Origin of the sequence: Bacillus sp. ES1-5, assembly GCF_022487605.1 — a bacterium.
Taxonomy (GTDB): Bacteria; Bacillota; Bacilli; order Bacillales; family Bacillaceae_G; genus Bacillus_A; species Bacillus_A wiedmannii.
The window spans coordinates 1,341,264-1,359,928 of sequence record NZ_JAKVPU010000001.1; the positions used below are offsets into that span (position 1 = coordinate 1,341,264).

Sequence of the window (18,665 nt, forward strand, 5' to 3'; positions counted from 1 at the left end):
GGGAGAGAATGAAAGGTAGGAGAAAGTATAATGTCAGATAATTATCGTTCTCGTACAGAACGAAATCATGTAAAAAATCAAAAGCAAGAAACAAATAAAGAAAAAAAACCAAAGAAAAAAGGCTCCTTTTTTAAAAAATTCCTTATAGGTTGTCTACTTCTTGGTATCGTTGGTCTTATAGCTAGCGTTTCCGCTTTCTTTGTTATGGTGAAGGACGCTCCAAAATTAGACAAATCAAAACTTGTCAATCCTTTATCAACAAAGTTTCTTGATAAGAATGGGAACTTTTTCTATGAATACGGTGCTGAAAAACGAACCCACGTTACGTATGATCAAATTCCAAAGGTAGTTGAAAGTGCATTCCTTGCAACTGAGGATTCACGTTTCTATGATCATAATGGAATTGATTTTAAAAGAACTACAAAAGCAGTTATGGAAAATGTCACTGGAGGGTTCGGGTCTCAAGGTGGTAGTACGATTACACAACAAGTAGTCAAAAACTATTTTCTAACGATGGACAAAACTGCGAAGAGAAAAGTACAAGAATGGTACCTATCTTACAAATTAGAGCAACAATACTCTAAACATGAGATCTTAGAAATGTACTTAAATAAGATTAACTTAGGTAACCGTTCGTACGGTATTGCAACAGCAGCCAAAAAATATTATAACAAAGATTTAAAAGACTTACAGTTACATGAAGCTGCAATGCTTGCAGGTTTACCCCAAGGTCCTAATATTTATGACCCAACAAAACAAGACAACGTTGAACGAGCGACACAACGTCGTAACGTCGTATTATCATTAATGAATCGACATGGTTATATAACAAAAGATGAAATGAATAACGCAATGAAAATCTCTGTAACTGAAGGTCTTCAACCGTCTTCAGAAGTAACTGAGATGAAGTATCAAGCATTTTTAGATGCTGTTGTAAAAGAAGTTGAAAAAGAATATCCCGATGTAAATATCGGTTCAGATGGTTTAACTATTCATACAACAATTGATCAAGATGCTCAAGATTACGCTGAAAAAATTATGGATGGCAACCTTATTAAGTATCCGAACGATCAATTCCAAGGATCATTCGTATTTATGGATACACAATCTGGCGAAGTTCGAGCAATTGGAGCTGGGCGTAAAGAAAGTAAGTCTACTTTCAAAGGTCATAATATGGCAACTGATTTAAAACGCCAAGTCGGTTCAACGATGAAACCAATTTTCGACTACGGTCCAGCATTTGAGAATTTACAATGGTCTACATACCATCAATTAAACGACTCAGAGTATACGTATTCCAATGGTAAGAAAATACGAAATGCAACAAAAAGTTACAAAGGTGACGTTTCACTACGTGAAGCTTTGAAAAAATCATTAAACATCCCAGCTTTAAAGACAGCTCAAGCGGTTGGTCTTCCTAAGTCACAAGCGTTTGCTGAAGGCTTAGGCATGACATTTAAAGACGGCAAAACATATGAATCAACAGCAATTGGTAGTAACGATAGTTCTCCATTAGAATTAGCAGGTGCATATGCCGCCTTTGGTAATGATGGTAACTATAATAAACCGCACTTCGTAAAAGAAGTCATCTTCCCAGACGGTAAAAAGAAAAGTTTTAAACCGAAAGAACAACGTGTAATGCAAGACTACACAGCTTACATGGTTACTGACGTTCTTCGTGACGTAGTAAAACCTGGTTCTGGTGGTACAGGTCCAACAGCATACGTTTCTGGTTTTGACGTAGCTGGTAAAACAGGGACACAAAACTTTGATGAAGACGTTCTTAAAAAATATGGTATTCCAGCTGATGCAAACAGAGATAGCTGGTTTGCTGGATATTCGCCTCAATATACAATGGCAGTGTGGACTGGTTATGAAAAAGATGGCCCAGAAAATTACATTAGCGATCGTTCTACTAGAATTGCGCAACAAATGTTCCAAGTAATGATGAGCAAATTTGCTACAGATAAATCTCGCTTTGAACGTCCTTCTTCTGTACAAGAAATAAACGGAGAGTTATACGTAAAAGGTGCGAAAAAAGATGCGATTAAACAAATTAAAGTAGATGCACCTAGTGGTCTTAATGTTACTTTCGATGGCGCTAGCACTGTTACACTAAACTGGTCTGGCCCAACAGAAGTTGATGCGTATGCAGCAAGCTATAAAGCGACTGACGGCTCAAGTGGTAGCCTATCAATAAGTGGTACGAAAGCTACTCTTGGTGGTATTAAACCAGGCGTTACTTACAGCTTCTCTGTAGTAGCGAAAAAAGGTACTGGAACAAGCCCTGCAATTGGTGCATCCTTCACTGCACCTGGCGGAACTCCAGACCCGAAGAAAGCTGAAGAAGAGGCTGCCAAAAAGAAAGCCGAAGAAGAAGCTAAGAAAAAAGCTGATGAGGAAGTACAGAAAAAAGCTAATGAAGATAAACTAAAACAAGAAGAAGCTCAGAAAAAAGCTGCTGAAGAACAGCGTAAACAACAAGAGCAACAACAGCAACAAGAACAGCAGCAACAAGAACAACAACGTAAACAACAAGAAGAAGCTCAGAAAAAGGCTGCTGAAGAAGCAGCCGCTAGAAAGAAAGCCGAAGAAGAAGCTGCTAGAAAGAAAGCTGAAGAAGAGGCTGCTAGAAAAAAAGCTGAAGAAGAACAACACAAGCAACAAGAACAACAACAAAATACCGGAGGAGATACACCTCACGCAGACGGAAATGTTGTTACAACAGAGTCTTAATACAAAAAAAGAAGTCCTTTCTCTTAACGAGAAAAGGACTTCTTTTTTGTTATCATTTTCTTAACATATAGCTTTTCTATTTCAATATACAACTGCGCTAACTGAATATAGGAATGATAATTATTCGGTTTCTTTATAATAAACGAATATCGCTCCATAAAATTAACTGGTTGTACTTCCAATTTACTCGTATAAGCTTCCATTTCATTCAAACTATAAACAGGTTGCTCATTTAGCCAATATACAATTGATAACAAATGTGCCGCAAAAAGAATCATTGGACCTTCAGCTTCTTGCTTATTTCTGTTTCGAAATAGTGTGGCAATGTCTTCATGCTTACTTTTCCATACATTCAACAGTACAGGAATACTATTTTCAATTTCATTCCATGGCTCATATTGTCTTTCAATATCATGTATAAAGTAAGTATTTTGTATTATTTCTTCAAAAGATTGGTCTGTGTGATACGTAATTGAATTCGCACTCTCTTTAAAAAATGGTACGCACCGAAACTCTTTCGGTATTTCTATAACTCGCTCCATCTTTTATTTCCCCTTCATTCGTTTCTTTCCTTCGCGACATATTTCTAGTAATCGGCACTCTTCACATTGTGGTCGTTGCGCCTTACAGTAATAACGTCCAAAGAAAATCATACGGTGGTGTGTAACTCCCCACTCATCCATTGGAATTTTCTTCATCAATGTCTTTTCCACTTCTAACACAGAATCTTTCCATCTACAAATTGCTAACCGTTTACTCACTCTCTCTACATGCGTATCAACAGCAATCGCTGGAATTCTAAATGCAACCGAAACAACTACATTCGCTGTCTTTCTTCCTACTCCTGGTAACTTCGTCAGCTCGTCACGGTCTTCTGGAACTTTCCCGTTATAATCATCTAGCAACATCTGGCACAATTTTTGAATGTTTTTCGCCTTATTTCTAAACAATCCAATGGAACGTATATCTTGTTGTAATTCTTCTAAAGACACGCTTAAATAATCTTCTGGTGTTTTATATTTTTGAAATAAATTTTTCGTCACTTTATTTACAAGTGCATCTGTACATTGTGCAGATAACGCCACCGCAATTACTAATTCAAATGGATTATCATGAATTAATTCACAATGTGCTTCTGGATACATATCGGCCATTGTGTCTAAACAATAGCGAATTTGCGTTTTATTTAACATATACTTCCTCCTACATTACTGCTCCAACCAATTATAAAAAGGCACTTTCCCAGTGAATTTCGTCTCTTGTTTTGTCGTTTGCTGCGTTCGTTGTTGATTTTCTCTAAATTTCCGTCCTTGGTTTTGGGCTTGATCTATTGTTTTAATACCATTCTTTTTCCACTCAAATAAAATACGATCAATATATCGGAAATTAAGCTTACCACTCATTACAGCTTCCCTGAGGGCCGCTTGAATTAAATTCGGATGATGTTGATCTTGATCTTCCCACATACCCAACGTTTCACATTCAAACGGAGAAAGTGGTCTTCCAAATTCTTTTTCAAATACTGTATATAAATTTACTTGCAGTTGTTTTATTTCTTTTTGTTCTTCCTCTATTGATTCATTCATTAAGAAATGCAATATTTTTTCCCATAGCGGTTGTAAAGAATAACTTTCACACATCATCGCTTCTGATTTTTGTCCACCTTCTAGTGATAAAAAACCTTTTTGAATCAATGTCTGAATTACTTCCATACATTTCATTTCAGTAATCGTCATCCGTTCTGAAATCTCTGACGGAGTCGGAAACGAATTGCCCGATTCTAAAAATGTGTGTACATGAAGTACAACCATAAATTCCATTTCATTTAACCCTAATTTTTTATAATGCATCATAAGTAATTTTGGAATTGCAATGCTTCCCTGCTCAAACCACTGTAACATCATTTTCTTTTTCATCACCAAACACCTCGCTCTCTAGTATAACACACCTTTCGCTATTTCTTTTTGCCACAATTCGTCAAAAAAACCTCCCTATTATGTAGGAAGGTTTTTTGTATTGCATTAATAAAATATACAATTAAGCTTGCACTTTACTTTTCATAAACGTATGAATGCGTTCTAATGCTTTCTCTACTTGTTCAAGAGATGTCGCATATGATAAACGAACATTATTTGGAGCACCAAATCCTGTACCTGGTACAAGAGCCACTTTTTCCTCTTCTAATAGAGCTTTTGCCCAATCATCCACAGTTTCGTATCCTGATAAAGCTACAGCTTCTTTTACATTAGGGAATAAGTAAAATGCGCCTTGTGGTTTAATGCAAGTAAAGCCAGGGATTTGAATTAATTTATCATAAATAATGTTTAATCTTTCTTCAAATGCTTGACGCATTGTTTCTACAGGTTGTTGTGAGCCTGCATATGCTGCAATTGCACCGTATTGAGCGATTGACGTAGGGTTTGACGTACTATGGCTCGCTAAGTTCGTCATCGCTTTAATAAGCTGCTTATTTCCTGCTGCATATCCAATACGCCATCCTGTCATAGAATGAGATTTAGATACACCATTAATAATAAGTGTTTGTTCTTTTAATGCATTAGAAAGCTGGGCAATCGAAGTATATTCTGCTCCACCATAAATTAACTTTTCATAAATTTCATCTGAAACGATTAAAATATCGTGTTCTAAACATATTTCTCCAAGCTGTTGTAATTCTTCTTTGCTATAAATCATTCCTGTTGGATTGCTCGGTGAATTAATAATAACTGCTTTCGTTTTCTCTGTAATTGCCTCACGCAGCTGCTTCGCTGTAATTTTGTACTCATTGTCTTCCAGGCCTTCTACGTAAACTGGCTTACCTCCAGCAAGCTTTACTTGCTCAGGATAACTTACCCAATAAGGAGTTGGGATGATAACTTCATCTCCTTCATCAAGCAACACTTGGAATAATGTATATAATGCATGCTTTGCACCGTTACATACAATAATTTCAGATGGATCATACGCAATTCCTTGATCACGTGTAAACTTCTTCACAATTTCTTGTTTTAACGCTTGTAATCCACCTGTTGGTGTATACTTCGTATGTCCTTCTAACATCGCTTTATGTGCAGCATCCATAATATGTTCTGGCGTATTAAAGTCAGGTTCTCCTGCCCCTAATCCAATTACATCATGACCTTCTGCTTTTAATGCTTGTGCCTTTGCTGTAATTTCTAAAGTTGCAGATGGTGTTAAAGCAGCTACTCGCTTTGCTAATTTCATTTGTAGTTCCCCCTACATCTATTTTTCAATGCTATATCGTTTTAAAAACTGACCATCTTGAAATGCAAGATTGTAGTAACTATAACGATTGTCATCATCAATATATGTAACTTCCCATAGTGGTATATTGTTTTCAACGCCTAATTTTACTTTTAAAATTTCTTTAGGCTTACTCTTGGGCTCTTTACTGTCATCTCCGACTTGTTCAATCGTTCTTTGTAAAGCATCTTTTTCAGAAATACCTTCGCTCTTTTTCCTTACTATAGTTTCCCCTTTTTTCTCAGGCACCCAAACAATAATTTGTTCTCCTTTTTCGTCTACACCTTGTACGACTGTATATGAAGATTCTCCATTATAATAATCTACAGATTTTACTTTTGTAAGCTTTGCCTTTTCTTTTGCAATTTCTACAGATTTTTCCTCTTTATGGATTTTCTTTTCCATTGCTTTATTATAAACATACGCCCCATATATTCCGCTAGCAACGATTACGATAACGATTGCAAAGATCCACTTTTTCATTGTATCACTACGTTCTGTAAATCGTAAATACAGCTGTTTCTTTATCTTTTTCGTCTAATGCTAATCCGAACATGAGGTCCTGCTCTTTTAACGTACGATTCAAACTATCAACGATTTTATACAAGTCAGACGAATATTTAAGACGCGTCGTTGATAGGACTTCGATTTTCTTATCCATGAAAAAACTCCTCCGTTACACAAAAATTTCTAATTATAGAAGAACGCAATACGGTTACAATAAGAGTACATTCTTTACAACCCCTGCTTCATCACCCATCTATTATAGCAGGACATGTACTGCAAAAAAAGGTTTCAAGTCGAAAACCAATACATTTTGTATACAAGAAGTAAGAAAAATAAAATTCCTCCTACCCACATTTTTTACGCCTGAAGCTTAAATGTACTTCAGGCGTATTTTTCTTCCAATTTTATTTATTTGGTCGTTCCTTTAATTGTTCTAATAATTCTTCTAAAGGGCCTTCATAAAGCGGAACAGTTGGGATTGATTGTAAAAAACGTTTTCCATAAGAAGCGCTTGTCAAACGACGGTCTAATACAAATACTGTTCCGGTATCTGTACTTGTTCTAATCAGACGACCAAATCCTTGTTTGAAACGCAAGATTGCTTGCGGGAGTGCTAACTTAGCGAATACGTCCTCTCCTTGTTTTTGTAACCACTCTCCTTTTGCTTCCATCATCGGTTGATGAGGAGGCGTAAAGGGCAGCCGGACAATAACAAGACAACTAAGGGCATCTCCTGGTATATCTATCCCTTCCCAAAAACTACTTGTTCCTAACAAAATTGATTTGTCGAACTCTTGAAATTTACGAATGAGACGACTTCGGCTCTTATTATTCACACTTTGCGTTAATAATAAATACCCCTCTAATTCCTCATCATTTTTCAAATTCGTATACGCTTCTTTCAACATTTCATACGAAGTGAATAAAACAAGCATTCTACCTTTTGTAGCTTTCGCTATTTTTGCAATATGTGCGGACACAGATTCAATATATTCTTCATTACTTGCTTGCTTAATAAAAGGCACATCTGTTGAAACCATTAATTTCATCTGTTCTTCAAAACGGAACGGTGACGGAACCTGTAATGTATTGGGAGCAAAATCATGTAAACCTAGCTCCTCTTTTATATAGTCAAATGAATCGTTTACTGTTAACGTTGCTGATGTGAAAATAACACTCTTTTTCTGTGTGAAAAATTCATCAGCAAGCCTTTCACCAATATGAACAGGCTGTGCATATAAAACGGTTGAATGAATTGTTCCCTTCGTTTCAGTCTCCATCCATGTCACGTATGAATTTTTTTCTAAAATGAGTAATTGTAAAGATTGTTCCATCTTTCTCAACAACTCAATTAAATGCATAAACTCACCTGTAACAACATGCATCTCCCATTCTAATTTACTTTGCAATATATCAACTTGCTTCTCAAGTGTAGTCAATAATTTCCTTACATCGTATACAAAACGATTTGTTAACTCGGTAATGCTATCCCATAACTTACCTTTCTCTACTTCCGTGTTATATCGATAAATGAGTGGCATATTGCTTATCCCTTGTTCCTGCTTTGTTTGTTTAAAGATGAAAGCACGTAACATTTGGAATAGCTCATCCGCATCAAATTTCAATTCCTTCAAACTATGACTCACCATACGGAAAGTCGAACGAGAGGCTTGCTCTGATTTTTTCATCATTTTATATACTTTAGAAAGTACATCATCTGTTTCTAGCGTACCAAGACGAGATAAAACTAATTGAAAATACATACAGGAGAACTGTTCACCTAATGTTCTACTCGCCGCTTCCTCGATATGATGAGCTTCATCAAAAATAATATGTTCACATGAAGCAAATAGTGGTTCTTCACATGAAAAATCTTGAAATAATAACGCATGATTTGTAATAACGATATCTGCAAATAATGCTTTATTCTTTGCTCGTTGATAAAAACAACGGCTATACCAGTTGCTTTGCATCCCGCCTGGACTATGTACATCACTACAAATACGGTTCCAAAGTAACTTTCCGCCCTCAGGAATATTTAATTCATCACGATCGCCAGTTTCTGTTTGCAATAACCACACTAAAATTTTTGCCTTTGTGAGCGCCATATCATAATTTTTCTCTTCCTCTTGCAAAGCATATTCAAATTTATGTAGACAAAGATAATGCTTTCTTCCTTTCAAAAGAGCTACTTCAAATGAAAATGGCATTATTTTCTGTAATAACGGAATTTCTTTTTCTAATATTTGTTGTTGCAGTTGTACTGTTTGGGTACTTATGATGACAGGTTCTTCTTTTTTCGTTGCAAAATAAACACTTGGAAGTAAATATGCAAGAGTCTTCCCTGTTCCTGTTCCTGCTTCAATTAGTGAAAACCTAGAATCTCTTAGTGCTGTATATATTTCCTTCATCATAATCTGTTGGCTTTCTCTTTTTTCAAACTTTGGCATATTCAATTCTAGGTTATCGATTGCCTTATGCAAGAAAGCATCAAATTTAGATGAACATGTTTCACTGAGATTTAAAGCATAATTCCGTTTTCGAAGCGCAATATTTCGATACACTTCATACCCCTCTGCCGTTTTTCTACCATGCATCATTTTCTTTAAAATATTTTCAGAAAGTACATCCGCTATATCACTTTGAAAAACATCGCTCAATTCATAGAGCGATTGCAAGGTGACAAGTGGTAACTTTTCAATTTCATTTAAAAATTGTAAAAATAATTCCGCTGTTGCAAGAGCATCACTATCCGCACGATGCGGTTGATCGTGCTCTAATTCATGTTGTTTAGCTAAATCACGTAATTTATAACTATCAGCCGTCGGCAAAAGAATTTGCGCCAACTCAACTGTATCAACTTTCGGACAATGTACTTCTGTATATCCAGCCTGCCTTAATTCTTCCGTTAAAAAATTCCAATCAAAGTGAACGTTATGTGCAACGAAAGCTGCACTTTGCAATAGCTCAACAACCATCGGGGCTACATCTTGAAATAACGGGGCTTGCTTAACCATACTCTCATCAATCCCTGTTAATTCTGTAATAAATGGCGGAATCTCTCTCTTCGGATTAATAAAAGATGAAAAAATCTCTAATATCTCTCCATCTTCCACTACAACAGCTGCGATTTGGGTAATTTTATCCTTCCCGTCCTTCCAGGAGTTCCCTGTCGTCTCTAAATCCACAACGACATAACGCTTACTCATATATGTAACACCTCAATTTCTTACCTATCAAACGCAAAATTATATAATGTTACTATACCACGTTTTATCTCATCTTAATGAAAAGATGCACAAAAAAGCTATCTCAGTAATAGAGATAGCCTTCTTACTTATAATATCGTACCCGCTTTTTCAGCGCCTAACATTTGGATAATTTGATTATTATCGTCTAATACTGCAATTTTCGGCTCTTGGTTATGAATATTTTCTTCTGCCACTAAACCGTAGCAAATAATAATAACTTTATCCCCTGGCTGTACAAGCCTTGCAGCTGCACCATTTAAACAAACAACACCGCTACCGCGTTCTCCTTTAATAACATATGTCTCTAAGCGAGCACCATTATTGTTATTTACAATTTGTACTTTTTCATTTTCTACAATATTTACTGCATCCATTAAATCTTCATCAATTGTAATACTACCTACATAATTTAAATTTGCTTCTGTTACCGTAGCGCGATGTAACTTCGCTCTCATCATTGTGCGAAACATAGATGCTCCCCCTTATTTAACCGTTAATGTTATATTGTCAATTAATCGTACATTCTCAAATTTAACTGCAATTGCTAAAATGATTCGTCCTTCAATTTTATCTATTACTTGTAGTGAAGGATAGGCATATAAATCAGCATAATCTACAGTGCCTTTCGTATACGTCTCAATATACTCTTTCACAAGAGTTGTAATGATTTCTGCATTACGTTCGCCTGCTTCAATTCTTTCTTTCGCTATACATAGACTGCGGTATAAATGAGGAGCCGCTTCACGCTCTTCTTGTGATAAATACACGTTACGAGAACTTTTCGCTAATCCATCTACTTCCCTTACAATATCCACCGATACAATCGTAACCGGAATATTAAAATCAGCGACAAATCCTTCAATGACAGCAACTTGCTGTGCATCTTTCATACCGAAATAAGCACGCGTTGGCAATGTAATATTAAATAGTTTCATTAGTACAGTCGCAACACCAGCGAAATGACCAGGTCTTTGTTTGCCACATAATACATCGGTACGTTTCACAACTGCTACTGTTGTCGTTTGTTCTGCTGGATACATTTCTTCTACGCTCGGATAAAATAAATAATCTACACCGTTTTCTTTTGCTACATTTTCATCTCTATCAATATCACGAGGGTATCGATCTAAATCTTCATTCGGCCCAAACTGTAGTGGATTGACAAACACGCTTAAAACTACAATTTTATTTTCTGCTCTTGCCTTACGTAATAAAGTCGCATGACCTTCATGTAAATAACCCATCGTTGGAACAAAACCAATACTTTTTCCACTTATACGAAGTTCGTTTGTAATTTGCTGCATCTCTTGCACTGTAGTTACGATTTTCATTATTGTTTTCCTCCGTATAACGCTAAGCATTCTTCCTCTTTCATTGTGAATGAATGTTTTTCTTCTGGAAATTGCCCTGTCTTTACTTCAGTAACGTATTGTGAAATCCCTCGCACAATCTCCTCTTGAACAGACGTATATTGCTTTACAAATTTCGGAACACGATTTACGCCGTATGAGATAAGATCATGATAAACAAGTACTTGCCCATCTACTTTTTTCCCTGCTCCAATTCCAATCGTCGGAATTGTTAGTTGCTTAGAAATTAATTCCGCTAACTGCATTGGCACACATTCTAGCACAAGCGCTATCGCACCAGCTTCCTCACATCTCTTCGCATCTTCTATTAATTTTTTTGCACTTTCAGCATCTTTTCCTTGTACTTTATACCCACCTAGTACTCCTACAGATTGAGGAGTTAAGCCTAAGTGTGCCACGACAGGAATTCCTGCATTCGTCAAGTAATGAATAGTTGATACCACTTCCCCTGCACCTTCTACCTTCAGTGCATGAGCACCACTCTCTTGAACAATGCGGCGTGCATTCACCATCGTATCTTGAGGCGACACATGATACGACATAAATGGCATATCAGTTACAATAAACGTCTCTTTCGCTCCTCGGCGTACAGCTTTCGTATGATGAATCATATCCTCTACTGTTACAGGTACTGTTGAATCGTAGCCGAGCACAACCATCCCAAGGGAATCTCCAACTAGAATCATATCAACTTCAGCTTCTTCTGCTAACTTAGCAGATGGATAATCATACGCCGTTAGCATCGTAATCGGCTCACCTTGCTCTTTCATCTTCAAAAAATCTGTTTTTGTTTTCAAAAACTACTCCTCCTTTATACAGGAGAGAGGAGATGGCCGAAATCATATAAAAAACCCCTCTGGCCATAAAAGGGCAGAAGGGTTGTGTGTTAGTCGGCATTATTCATCCCTCTGTCCCAGTCCGTTATTGGATCAAGGCAGAATCCAAGTTATTATTTTTCGTATTGCTTCGAATCATGGTGCAGTTCGCTCTGATACTGCCCACATTCGAACTAATTATAGCAAACTCCAAAAAGGAATTACTACATTTTTTTGAAAAAATAATTTTTATCCTCATTACGGTATGTGAAATTTTCATAACTAACGCACCCATAGAAAGGATAAATAGCTTTGTTTACATACATTGTATAACTCGTGAACTAATGATGCAGGTTAATTGAGGAACGTACTTACAAAAGGAGAATTGCGAATGTTTATGAACAAATGGTTATTTCGATTCACCGGTCTGCTTGTGATGATTGTAGGGATGATAACTTTTAGCTCCTTCCATGCATTTGCCTCAGTTAACGTCGTAACATAACCTATCGATTCAACGAAAGTAATTGAGGTTGAATTAAACGATGATTACTTTCAGCCAAACGTCATCACGATTCCAATTGAAGAGTCAACCACATTGCTATTAAAAAACAAAGGTAAGAATGAGCACACCTTTACAGTGAAAAAACTTGGCATTGACGTCGTAGTCGAGTCAGGAAAAGAAAAAAATATTACCGTGAAACCTAAAAATACTGGTACATATGAATTAATATGCCGGTACCATCTTCTTAAAGGGATGGAAGGCAAAGTAATAGTCAAATGAAAAGAAGTTCCAAAAAGGAACTTCTTTTACTTAATTTCGATATCCGCGGAATGAATGTGATGTACTTTCCCTTCATGATCCTCTAGAAGTAATACACCATCCTCTGTAATTCCTTTTGCTACCCCTATAATTGTCTCTCTCATCGTTCGAGCGGTAATTTCTTTCCCGATGCTCACAGCGTAACTTTCCCAAAGAATTTTAATAACAGAGAAACCATTTTGTAAATACTCTTCATATAATTTTTCTAGTTGTAAAAAGATTTGTTGCATAAGCTCTGCACGAACAATTGGCTTACCAGATTCAATCGCTAAAGAAGTAGCAATATGCTGAATTTCCTCATCAAAATGTTCTTGCTTTTGATTCGCATTAATACCAATGCCCATAATGACAGCATTAATTTTATCAGGATCTGCCTGCATTTCTGTTAATATACCTACAGCCTTTTTACCTTGAATTAAAATATCATTCGGCCATTTTATTCCTACGTTTACACCCGTGCACTTTTCAATTGCTTGTGCAACGCTAACAGCCGCTAATAAAGTAAGTTGTGGTGCATGATGAACCGGGATTGATGGACGTAAAATAATACTCATCCAAATGCCTGTTCCTTTTGGTGAATACCATTTCCTGCTTAAACGACCTCTACCCGACGATTGTTCTTCTGCCACAACAATCGTTCCTTCTTCTGCGCCTTCATAAGCAAGTTTTGCTGCAATATGCTGTGTGGATTCAACAGTTTCTTCAAAATATACCGTTCTACCAATATGTTTCGTTTGTAACCCTAACTGAATTTCATTAGCAGTTACTTTGTCTGGCTTACCCGCAATGCGATAACCTAATCGACGCACAGCTTCAAGTTCATATCCCTCATTCCGAAGGTCCTCCATATGTTTCCACACAGCGGTTCTTGAACAACCAAGTTTATCACTAATCGTTTGGCCAGATACAAACGCGCCATCCGCTTCCGAAAAAACTTGCAATAACTGCTTTCTTATAGTAGATTGCATTCTTGCAGCCACTCCCTTATACACTCTTTCTCATTAACTACGTTTCCTTGTACGATTGCTTCCTCAATTTTTTGAATCATTTCAGCAACCCACGGACCGGGCTTTTTATTTGCCCAGTTTAATAAATCATTCCCAGTCACATTCATTTCTTGGCGACTCTTGATTGGCAATGCTTCAAACAACGTTTGTACTCGTTTAACAGATGTATGATCATAGCTTTCAATCATCGCTTCATATACTCTTTCGGCCATTTCAGCGATATGAAGTCCCGTTTTATAAAGAAGGACTGTATCCCAATCCTTCTCCTTTCTCGTACGAATTGTTAATAAAACTGCGACGATATCTTTTATTTTTTTATTCGAAAACTTCCATTGACGTAAAAAGACAGATGGATGCTCTTCTCCGATACAATATAAGAAGAATGCCCATGCCTCAATGTCCGTTTCAAAAGAATCCCAGTTATACTGCGTAGCTTTTAATAATCTCTCATCTGACATTTGTAAATATGGCAGATGAGAAAATAGCTTCGTTTCTACTAATTCTTGCAAGCCCTTCACGCAATATGTACCAGTTAACAGCTTCTCAAATTCCACTGTAATTCGCTCAATTGCAATATGTTCCAGTAAATGTCCATATGTTTCAATTGCTTGTTTCGTTTTCATTTCTAAAGAAAAACCTAGCGTACTTACGAAACGAATACCACGCATCATTCGCAGGGCGTCTTCTTGAAAACGATCCGCAGCATTGCCAACTGTCACAATTTCTCTCTTTTGAATCGCTTCCTGTCCAGCAAATAAATCAACCATTTCGCCTTCTTCTGTCATCGCAATTGCATTCATTGTGAAATCACGGCGTTTTAAATCCTCTTCTAATGAACGAACAAATTGAACACTACTAGGTCTTCGAAAATCTTCATATTCGCTCTCTGTTCGAAAAGTGGTTACCTCATAAGGTTCACCATTTTCTACCACAATTACAGTTCCATGCTCAAGACCAACAGGAACATGTCTTGGAAATATAGCCATCACTTCTTCTGGTAAAGCAGATGTCGCAATATCAATATCTCCAATCGGCCTATCGATAATAAGATCTCGTACGCTTCCACCGACAAAGTAGGCCTCATGTCCTTGTTGCTTTAAAGTCTCAATAATAGAGCTAGCTTTTTTAAATCTTTTCATTTTTGTCATCCCTTAGTACATCATAGTAAATCGTTTCATATTGTGAGACGATTTTTTCAGAGCGGAACTGCTCGTAAACACTTGCTCTTGCTCGCTCTCCCATATTACGGTGAAGTTCTTCATCCTTTAATAGCTGAATGGCTTGATTTGCCACTCCTGCTGGATTGCCAACTTCACATAAATATCCTGTTTCACCATGTTGAATGACTTCTGGAATACCTCCAACCCTTGTTCCGATACAAGGTACACCACACGCCATCGCTTCTAATAAAACAAGACCAAAACTCTCCTTCTCTGATAGAAGCAACATTAAATCACTCATCGCAAGTAGCTCTGCAACATTATCTTGCTTCCCTAAGAATAAGACGCGATCTTCAATATGTAGATTTTTCACTATCTGTAAAATCGTGCAAAATTCTGGTCCATCTCCAACAAGAAGCAACTTTGCATCTACTTCTGTAACAATTTTAGCAAATGCCTGAACAACATCTTGAACACGTTTCACTTTACGGAAATTTGAAATGTGAATTAGTATCTTTTCACTCTCACTTATACCGTATTCTTTCTTTAATTGAGACATATCACGCTTGAAATATACACGTTCGTCTATAAAGTTATATACCGTTTGAATGTTTTTATTTGGTTTTACAAGCTCATGCGTTTCGTTAATTAATGAATGCGAGACAGCCGTCACAACATCAGATTGCTCAATACCAAAACGAATTAAATTATTTAGCGAAGGGTCGGAACCTAACACAGTAATATCTGTTCCATGCAAGGTTGTAACAATTTTAATACGCTCTCCAATCATTTGTTTTGCTAAATAAGCACAAATTGCATGTGGTATTGCGTAATGCACATGTAAAATATCTAGGTTTTCTCTTTGTGCAACCTCTGCCATTTTACTCGCTAACGCTAAATCGTATGGTGGATATTGAAATACAGAGTATTGATTTACCGTCACTTCATGAAAATAAATGTTTGGATACACTTTATTTAACCGGAATGGTAAACCCGATGTAATAAAATGAATTTCATGCCCGCGTTCCGCTAATTGCTTTCCTAATTCTGTTCCAACAACTCCAGAACCACCTACAGAAGGATAACATGTAATACCTATTTTTAATTTCATTTACATCCCCCTATTAAATCAGCATGTAATAAAACCGGTTTCTTACTCATAAATCCCTCGGCATATAAGACTCCAACTTCTTTTCCAAACATTTTCTCTCGAGCGACCACAGTTTCAACATAACCTTCTGTTAACGGCGTTTTCACACCATCACTACTTGTTGAAAACTGACTTTCATATGCTTCTAATGCTTCCACTTTTATAGAAAGGTACTCACTTATATCTATACAAAAATTCGGTTTATGAAAACCATTAATCATATAATAATAAAAAGACTCCACACGATGTGGTGGAAGCTCTGGCATATATTTACGAATTCCCGCTGAAAAAATAGCTTCTTCCACAAGTTTTGCACAATTCGCATGATCTGGATGACGATCTTCATAATACGGCGCAAAAACTAGTTTTGGTTTATATGTACGAATCACCTTTACAATTTCACGTATATACTCTTCTTTCATATACAAACCACGGTCTGGCATCGCTAAATTCAGTCTCGTTTTTACTCCCATTATACGAGCTGCCACCTTTGCTTCTTCTTTTCTCAATTCTATCGTTCCATTAGAAGAAAGATCAGCTTCTGTTAAATCACAAATACCTACTTCATACCCTTGCTTCGTATATTTAGCAATGGTACCAGCCATGCCGATTTCAACATCATCGGCATGAGCACCAAACGCTAATATATGTAATCCACTCATAATTGTTCCCCTCATTTTCTTAACTTGCGGTAATCTAAATCTCCTCGCTCTAATGCGTGCATTAACATTTCAGCACTTGCCATATTCGTTGCAAGTGGAATCGCATATACATCACATAGACGAAGCAATGCATTTACATCTGGTTCATGCGGCTGAGCAGTTAGTGGATCCCGAAAAAAAATCACCATATCCATATCATTTTTCGCAATCATGGCACCAATTTCTTGATCACCACCAAGAGGACCCGATTGATATCTTGTTACAACTAAACCAGTTGCCTCCATGATACGAAGTCCTGTCGTCCCTGTTGCAAACAATTCATGTTGCTCAAAAATTGGTTTATATGCATACGCAAACGAAACCATGTCATTTTTCTTTTTGTCATGTGCGATTAAGGCAATTTTCATCCGTTGTCTCCCCTTTAGTCGATAATGTTTTCTAATCCGTACACAAGATGATCTAAATTCATTACTGTATCAATTGATAGTTTTACACCTGACATAAAGGATGCACGATTGAATGAATCATGGCGAACCGTTAACATTTGTCCATCTCCACCAAACATTACTTCTTGGTGTGCAATAAGTCCTGGTAAACGTACACTATGAATGTGAATACCGTCTACATTTGCACCACGAGCTCCTTCTAGTTGCTCTACTTCATTTGGATGACCCTGCTGCTTTGATTCACGGTTTTGACGAATTAATTCTACTGTTTTTACCGCTGTACCAGATGGTGCATCTAATTTTTGATCATGATGCAATTCAATTACTTCAACATCTTGGAAGTACTTCGCTGCCATTTGTGAGAATTTCATCATAAGAACTGCACCAATTGCAAAGTTTGGAGCGATAATTGTTCCTACTGCTTTTTCTTTCGCATTCTCTGTCAATTGCTTTAGTTCTTCTTCTGTAAATCCAGTTGTACCAATAACAGAACGAAGTCCACGCTCAACTGCAAGTGTAACGTGTTGTTTCCCAACTTCCGGCGTTGTTAAATCTAATAACACATCAGCTTCTACTTCCTCTAAACAAGTATGTAAATCTGCGTAAATAGGTGCATCTAGCGCTGGCATACCCGGTAAATCAGAAATTTTCTCTCCGCCATGCTTATAATCCACTGCCGCTACTAAATTAAAATGTTCCGTTCTTTCCATGAGAAGGACTGCTTCATGTCCCATACGTCCTCTTGGTCCAGCGATAATTACTTTAATTTCTTTCATTAATCTTTCTCTCCCTCATCAATACGTGTCCAGCGATCTTTATCGCGAGTATTAAATTTATTCATTACAATGTTATGTGCTGTTTCTAAATCAATATTTAAACTATTTGCCATACAAATCATAACAAATAATACATCTCCAAGCTCTTCTTCAATACTACGTTCTGTTTCAGTTGTTTTCTTCGGTTTCTCACCATAATAATGATTAACCTCTCTTGCAAGCTCCCCCATTTCTTCCGTTAAACGAGCCATCATTGCAAGTGGACTGAAATAACCTTCTTTAAACTGACCAATATATGCATCTACTTCTTTCTGCATATCCTTCATCGTTTTCGCTTCCATACAATTCACCTCTAATCCTTCCTCTTTCATGTTAGCCAATTCATCGCGATTTGACAAATATTATTCCCCGCCAAACACCTATTTGCGACCCTTTTTTAGATAGAATATAATAAAGTGAAACTTTCTTTTGCCGTTTTTGCAAAAGATTAGTTGAACCAATCGGGTTCCTATGGCTGGTTTGCCCTTCTTCAGAGCTTTATCTCCTACCAGCCGTTGGAACGGGGTAAAGGGAAACTTTCTTTTGCGATTTTTGCAAAAGATCAGCCCGAACCAATCGGGTTCCTATGGCTGGTTTGTCCTTCTTCAGAGCTTTATCCCCTACCAGCCGTTGGAACGGGGTAAAGGGAAACTTTCTTTTGC

At 37.0% G+C, this 18,665-nt stretch carries 18 protein-coding genes and 1 pseudogene; 2 read left to right on the forward strand and 17 right to left on the reverse strand.

The features are described 5' to 3' along the window. Positions 1–30 precede the first annotated feature (30 nt). Positions 31–2,736, forward strand: coding sequence for a PBP1A family penicillin-binding protein (locus tag MKO96_RS06835; RefSeq protein ID WP_240587081.1), 2,706 nt, complete (start codon positions 31–33; stop codon positions 2,734–2,736). A gap of 23 nt (positions 2,737–2,759) precedes the next feature. Here the strand turns inward: MKO96_RS06835 and MKO96_RS06840 are convergent, their stop codons facing one another. From MKO96_RS06840 to panB, 10 genes are all read right to left on the reverse strand, one after another. Further along, complete coding sequence (locus tag MKO96_RS06840; protein ID WP_240587082.1) at positions 2,760–3,278, reverse strand: YpoC family protein; 519 nt, start codon at positions 3,276–3,278, stop codon at positions 2,760–2,762. Positions 3,279–3,281: 3 nt separating this feature from the next. Beyond that, positions 3,282–3,929, reverse strand: coding sequence for an endonuclease III (gene nth / locus MKO96_RS06845; protein ID WP_240587083.1), 648 nt, complete (start codon positions 3,927–3,929; stop codon positions 3,282–3,284). Positions 3,930–3,944: 15 nt separating this feature from the next. Continuing rightward, positions 3,945–4,652 (reverse strand): DNA replication protein DnaD, encoded by a 708-nt coding sequence (gene dnaD, locus MKO96_RS06850; RefSeq protein WP_240587084.1) that lies wholly within the window; start codon positions 4,650–4,652, stop codon positions 3,945–3,947. Positions 4,653–4,773: 121 nt separating this feature from the next. Then, on the reverse strand, positions 4,774–5,961 hold the full coding sequence (gene aspB, locus MKO96_RS06855; protein WP_000761544.1) for an aspartate transaminase AspB: 1,188 nt from the start codon (positions 5,959–5,961) through the stop codon (positions 4,774–4,776). 18 nt (positions 5,962–5,979) lie between these two features. Further along, positions 5,980–6,483 (reverse strand): cell wall elongation regulator TseB-like domain-containing protein, encoded by a 504-nt coding sequence (locus MKO96_RS06860; RefSeq protein ID WP_240587085.1) that lies wholly within the window; start codon positions 6,481–6,483, stop codon positions 5,980–5,982. A gap of 7 nt (positions 6,484–6,490) precedes the next feature. Then, a complete protein-coding gene (locus MKO96_RS06865; RefSeq protein ID WP_000358354.1) occupies positions 6,491–6,661 on the reverse strand; it encodes a YpmA family protein in 171 nt (56 codons plus the stop codon). A 250-nt stretch (positions 6,662–6,911) separates the two neighbouring features. Next, positions 6,912–9,716 (reverse strand): ATP-dependent DNA helicase DinG, encoded by a 2,805-nt coding sequence (gene dinG / locus MKO96_RS06870; RefSeq protein ID WP_240587086.1) that lies wholly within the window; start codon positions 9,714–9,716, stop codon positions 6,912–6,914. Positions 9,717–9,844: 128 nt separating this feature from the next. Continuing rightward, positions 9,845–10,228 carry an aspartate 1-decarboxylase gene (gene panD, locus MKO96_RS06875; RefSeq protein WP_087980001.1) on the reverse strand — a complete coding sequence of 128 codons (384 nt, stop codon included), beginning with the start codon at positions 10,226–10,228 and terminating at the stop codon, positions 9,845–9,847. 12 nt (positions 10,229–10,240) lie between these two features. Then, complete coding sequence (panC, locus tag MKO96_RS06880) at positions 10,241–11,089, reverse strand: pantoate--beta-alanine ligase (protein ID WP_240587087.1); 849 nt, start codon at positions 11,087–11,089, stop codon at positions 10,241–10,243. Further along, on the reverse strand, positions 11,089–11,925 hold the full coding sequence (panB, locus tag MKO96_RS06885) for a 3-methyl-2-oxobutanoate hydroxymethyltransferase (protein WP_000853116.1): 837 nt from the start codon (positions 11,923–11,925) through the stop codon (positions 11,089–11,091). Before panB ends, panC begins: the two co-directional genes overlap by 1 nt. Before the next feature lie 409 nt (positions 11,926–12,334). Here panB and MKO96_RS06890 point away from each other — a divergent pair. Further along, positions 12,335–12,724 (forward strand): annotated as a pseudogene (locus tag MKO96_RS06890) (cupredoxin domain-containing protein). A 26-nt stretch (positions 12,725–12,750) separates the two neighbouring features. Here the strand turns inward: MKO96_RS06890 and MKO96_RS06895 are convergent. Genes MKO96_RS06895 through MKO96_RS06925 form a run of 7 tightly spaced genes read right to left on the reverse strand, consistent with a single transcriptional unit; the run spans position 12,751 to position 18,305 of the window. Further along, entirely contained in the window at positions 12,751–13,731 is a 981-nt protein-coding gene (locus tag MKO96_RS06895) for a biotin--[acetyl-CoA-carboxylase] ligase (RefSeq protein WP_240587088.1), read from the reverse strand. Continuing rightward, positions 13,716–14,909, reverse strand: coding sequence for a CCA tRNA nucleotidyltransferase (locus MKO96_RS06900; RefSeq protein ID WP_098871134.1), 1,194 nt, complete (start codon positions 14,907–14,909; stop codon positions 13,716–13,718). Before MKO96_RS06900 ends, MKO96_RS06895 begins: the two co-directional genes overlap by 16 nt. Further along, positions 14,896–16,041 (reverse strand): N-acetyl-alpha-D-glucosaminyl L-malate synthase BshA, encoded by a 1,146-nt coding sequence (gene bshA / locus MKO96_RS06905; RefSeq protein ID WP_087979996.1) that lies wholly within the window; start codon positions 16,039–16,041, stop codon positions 14,896–14,898. The genes MKO96_RS06900 and bshA overlap by 14 nt, the downstream gene beginning before the upstream one ends. After that, the gene (gene bshB1, locus MKO96_RS06910) at positions 16,038–16,742 is read right to left on the reverse strand and encodes a bacillithiol biosynthesis deacetylase BshB1 (RefSeq protein ID WP_098273467.1); all 705 of its coding nucleotides are present in this window, start codon (positions 16,740–16,742) and stop codon (positions 16,038–16,040) included. The genes bshA and bshB1 overlap by 4 nt, the downstream gene beginning before the upstream one ends. A gap of 11 nt (positions 16,743–16,753) precedes the next feature. Then, entirely contained in the window at positions 16,754–17,149 is a 396-nt protein-coding gene (gene mgsA, locus MKO96_RS06915; RefSeq protein ID WP_000684767.1) for a methylglyoxal synthase, read from the reverse strand. Between the two features lie 14 nt (positions 17,150–17,163). Beyond that, a complete protein-coding gene (dapB, locus tag MKO96_RS06920; RefSeq protein ID WP_000658799.1) occupies positions 17,164–17,964 on the reverse strand; it encodes a dihydrodipicolinate reductase in 801 nt (266 codons plus the stop codon). Then, complete coding sequence (locus tag MKO96_RS06925) at positions 17,964–18,305, reverse strand: nucleotide pyrophosphohydrolase (RefSeq protein ID WP_240587390.1); 342 nt, start codon at positions 18,303–18,305, stop codon at positions 17,964–17,966. The genes dapB and MKO96_RS06925 overlap by 1 nt, the downstream gene beginning before the upstream one ends. Between the last annotated feature and the right edge of the window lie 360 nt (positions 18,306–18,665).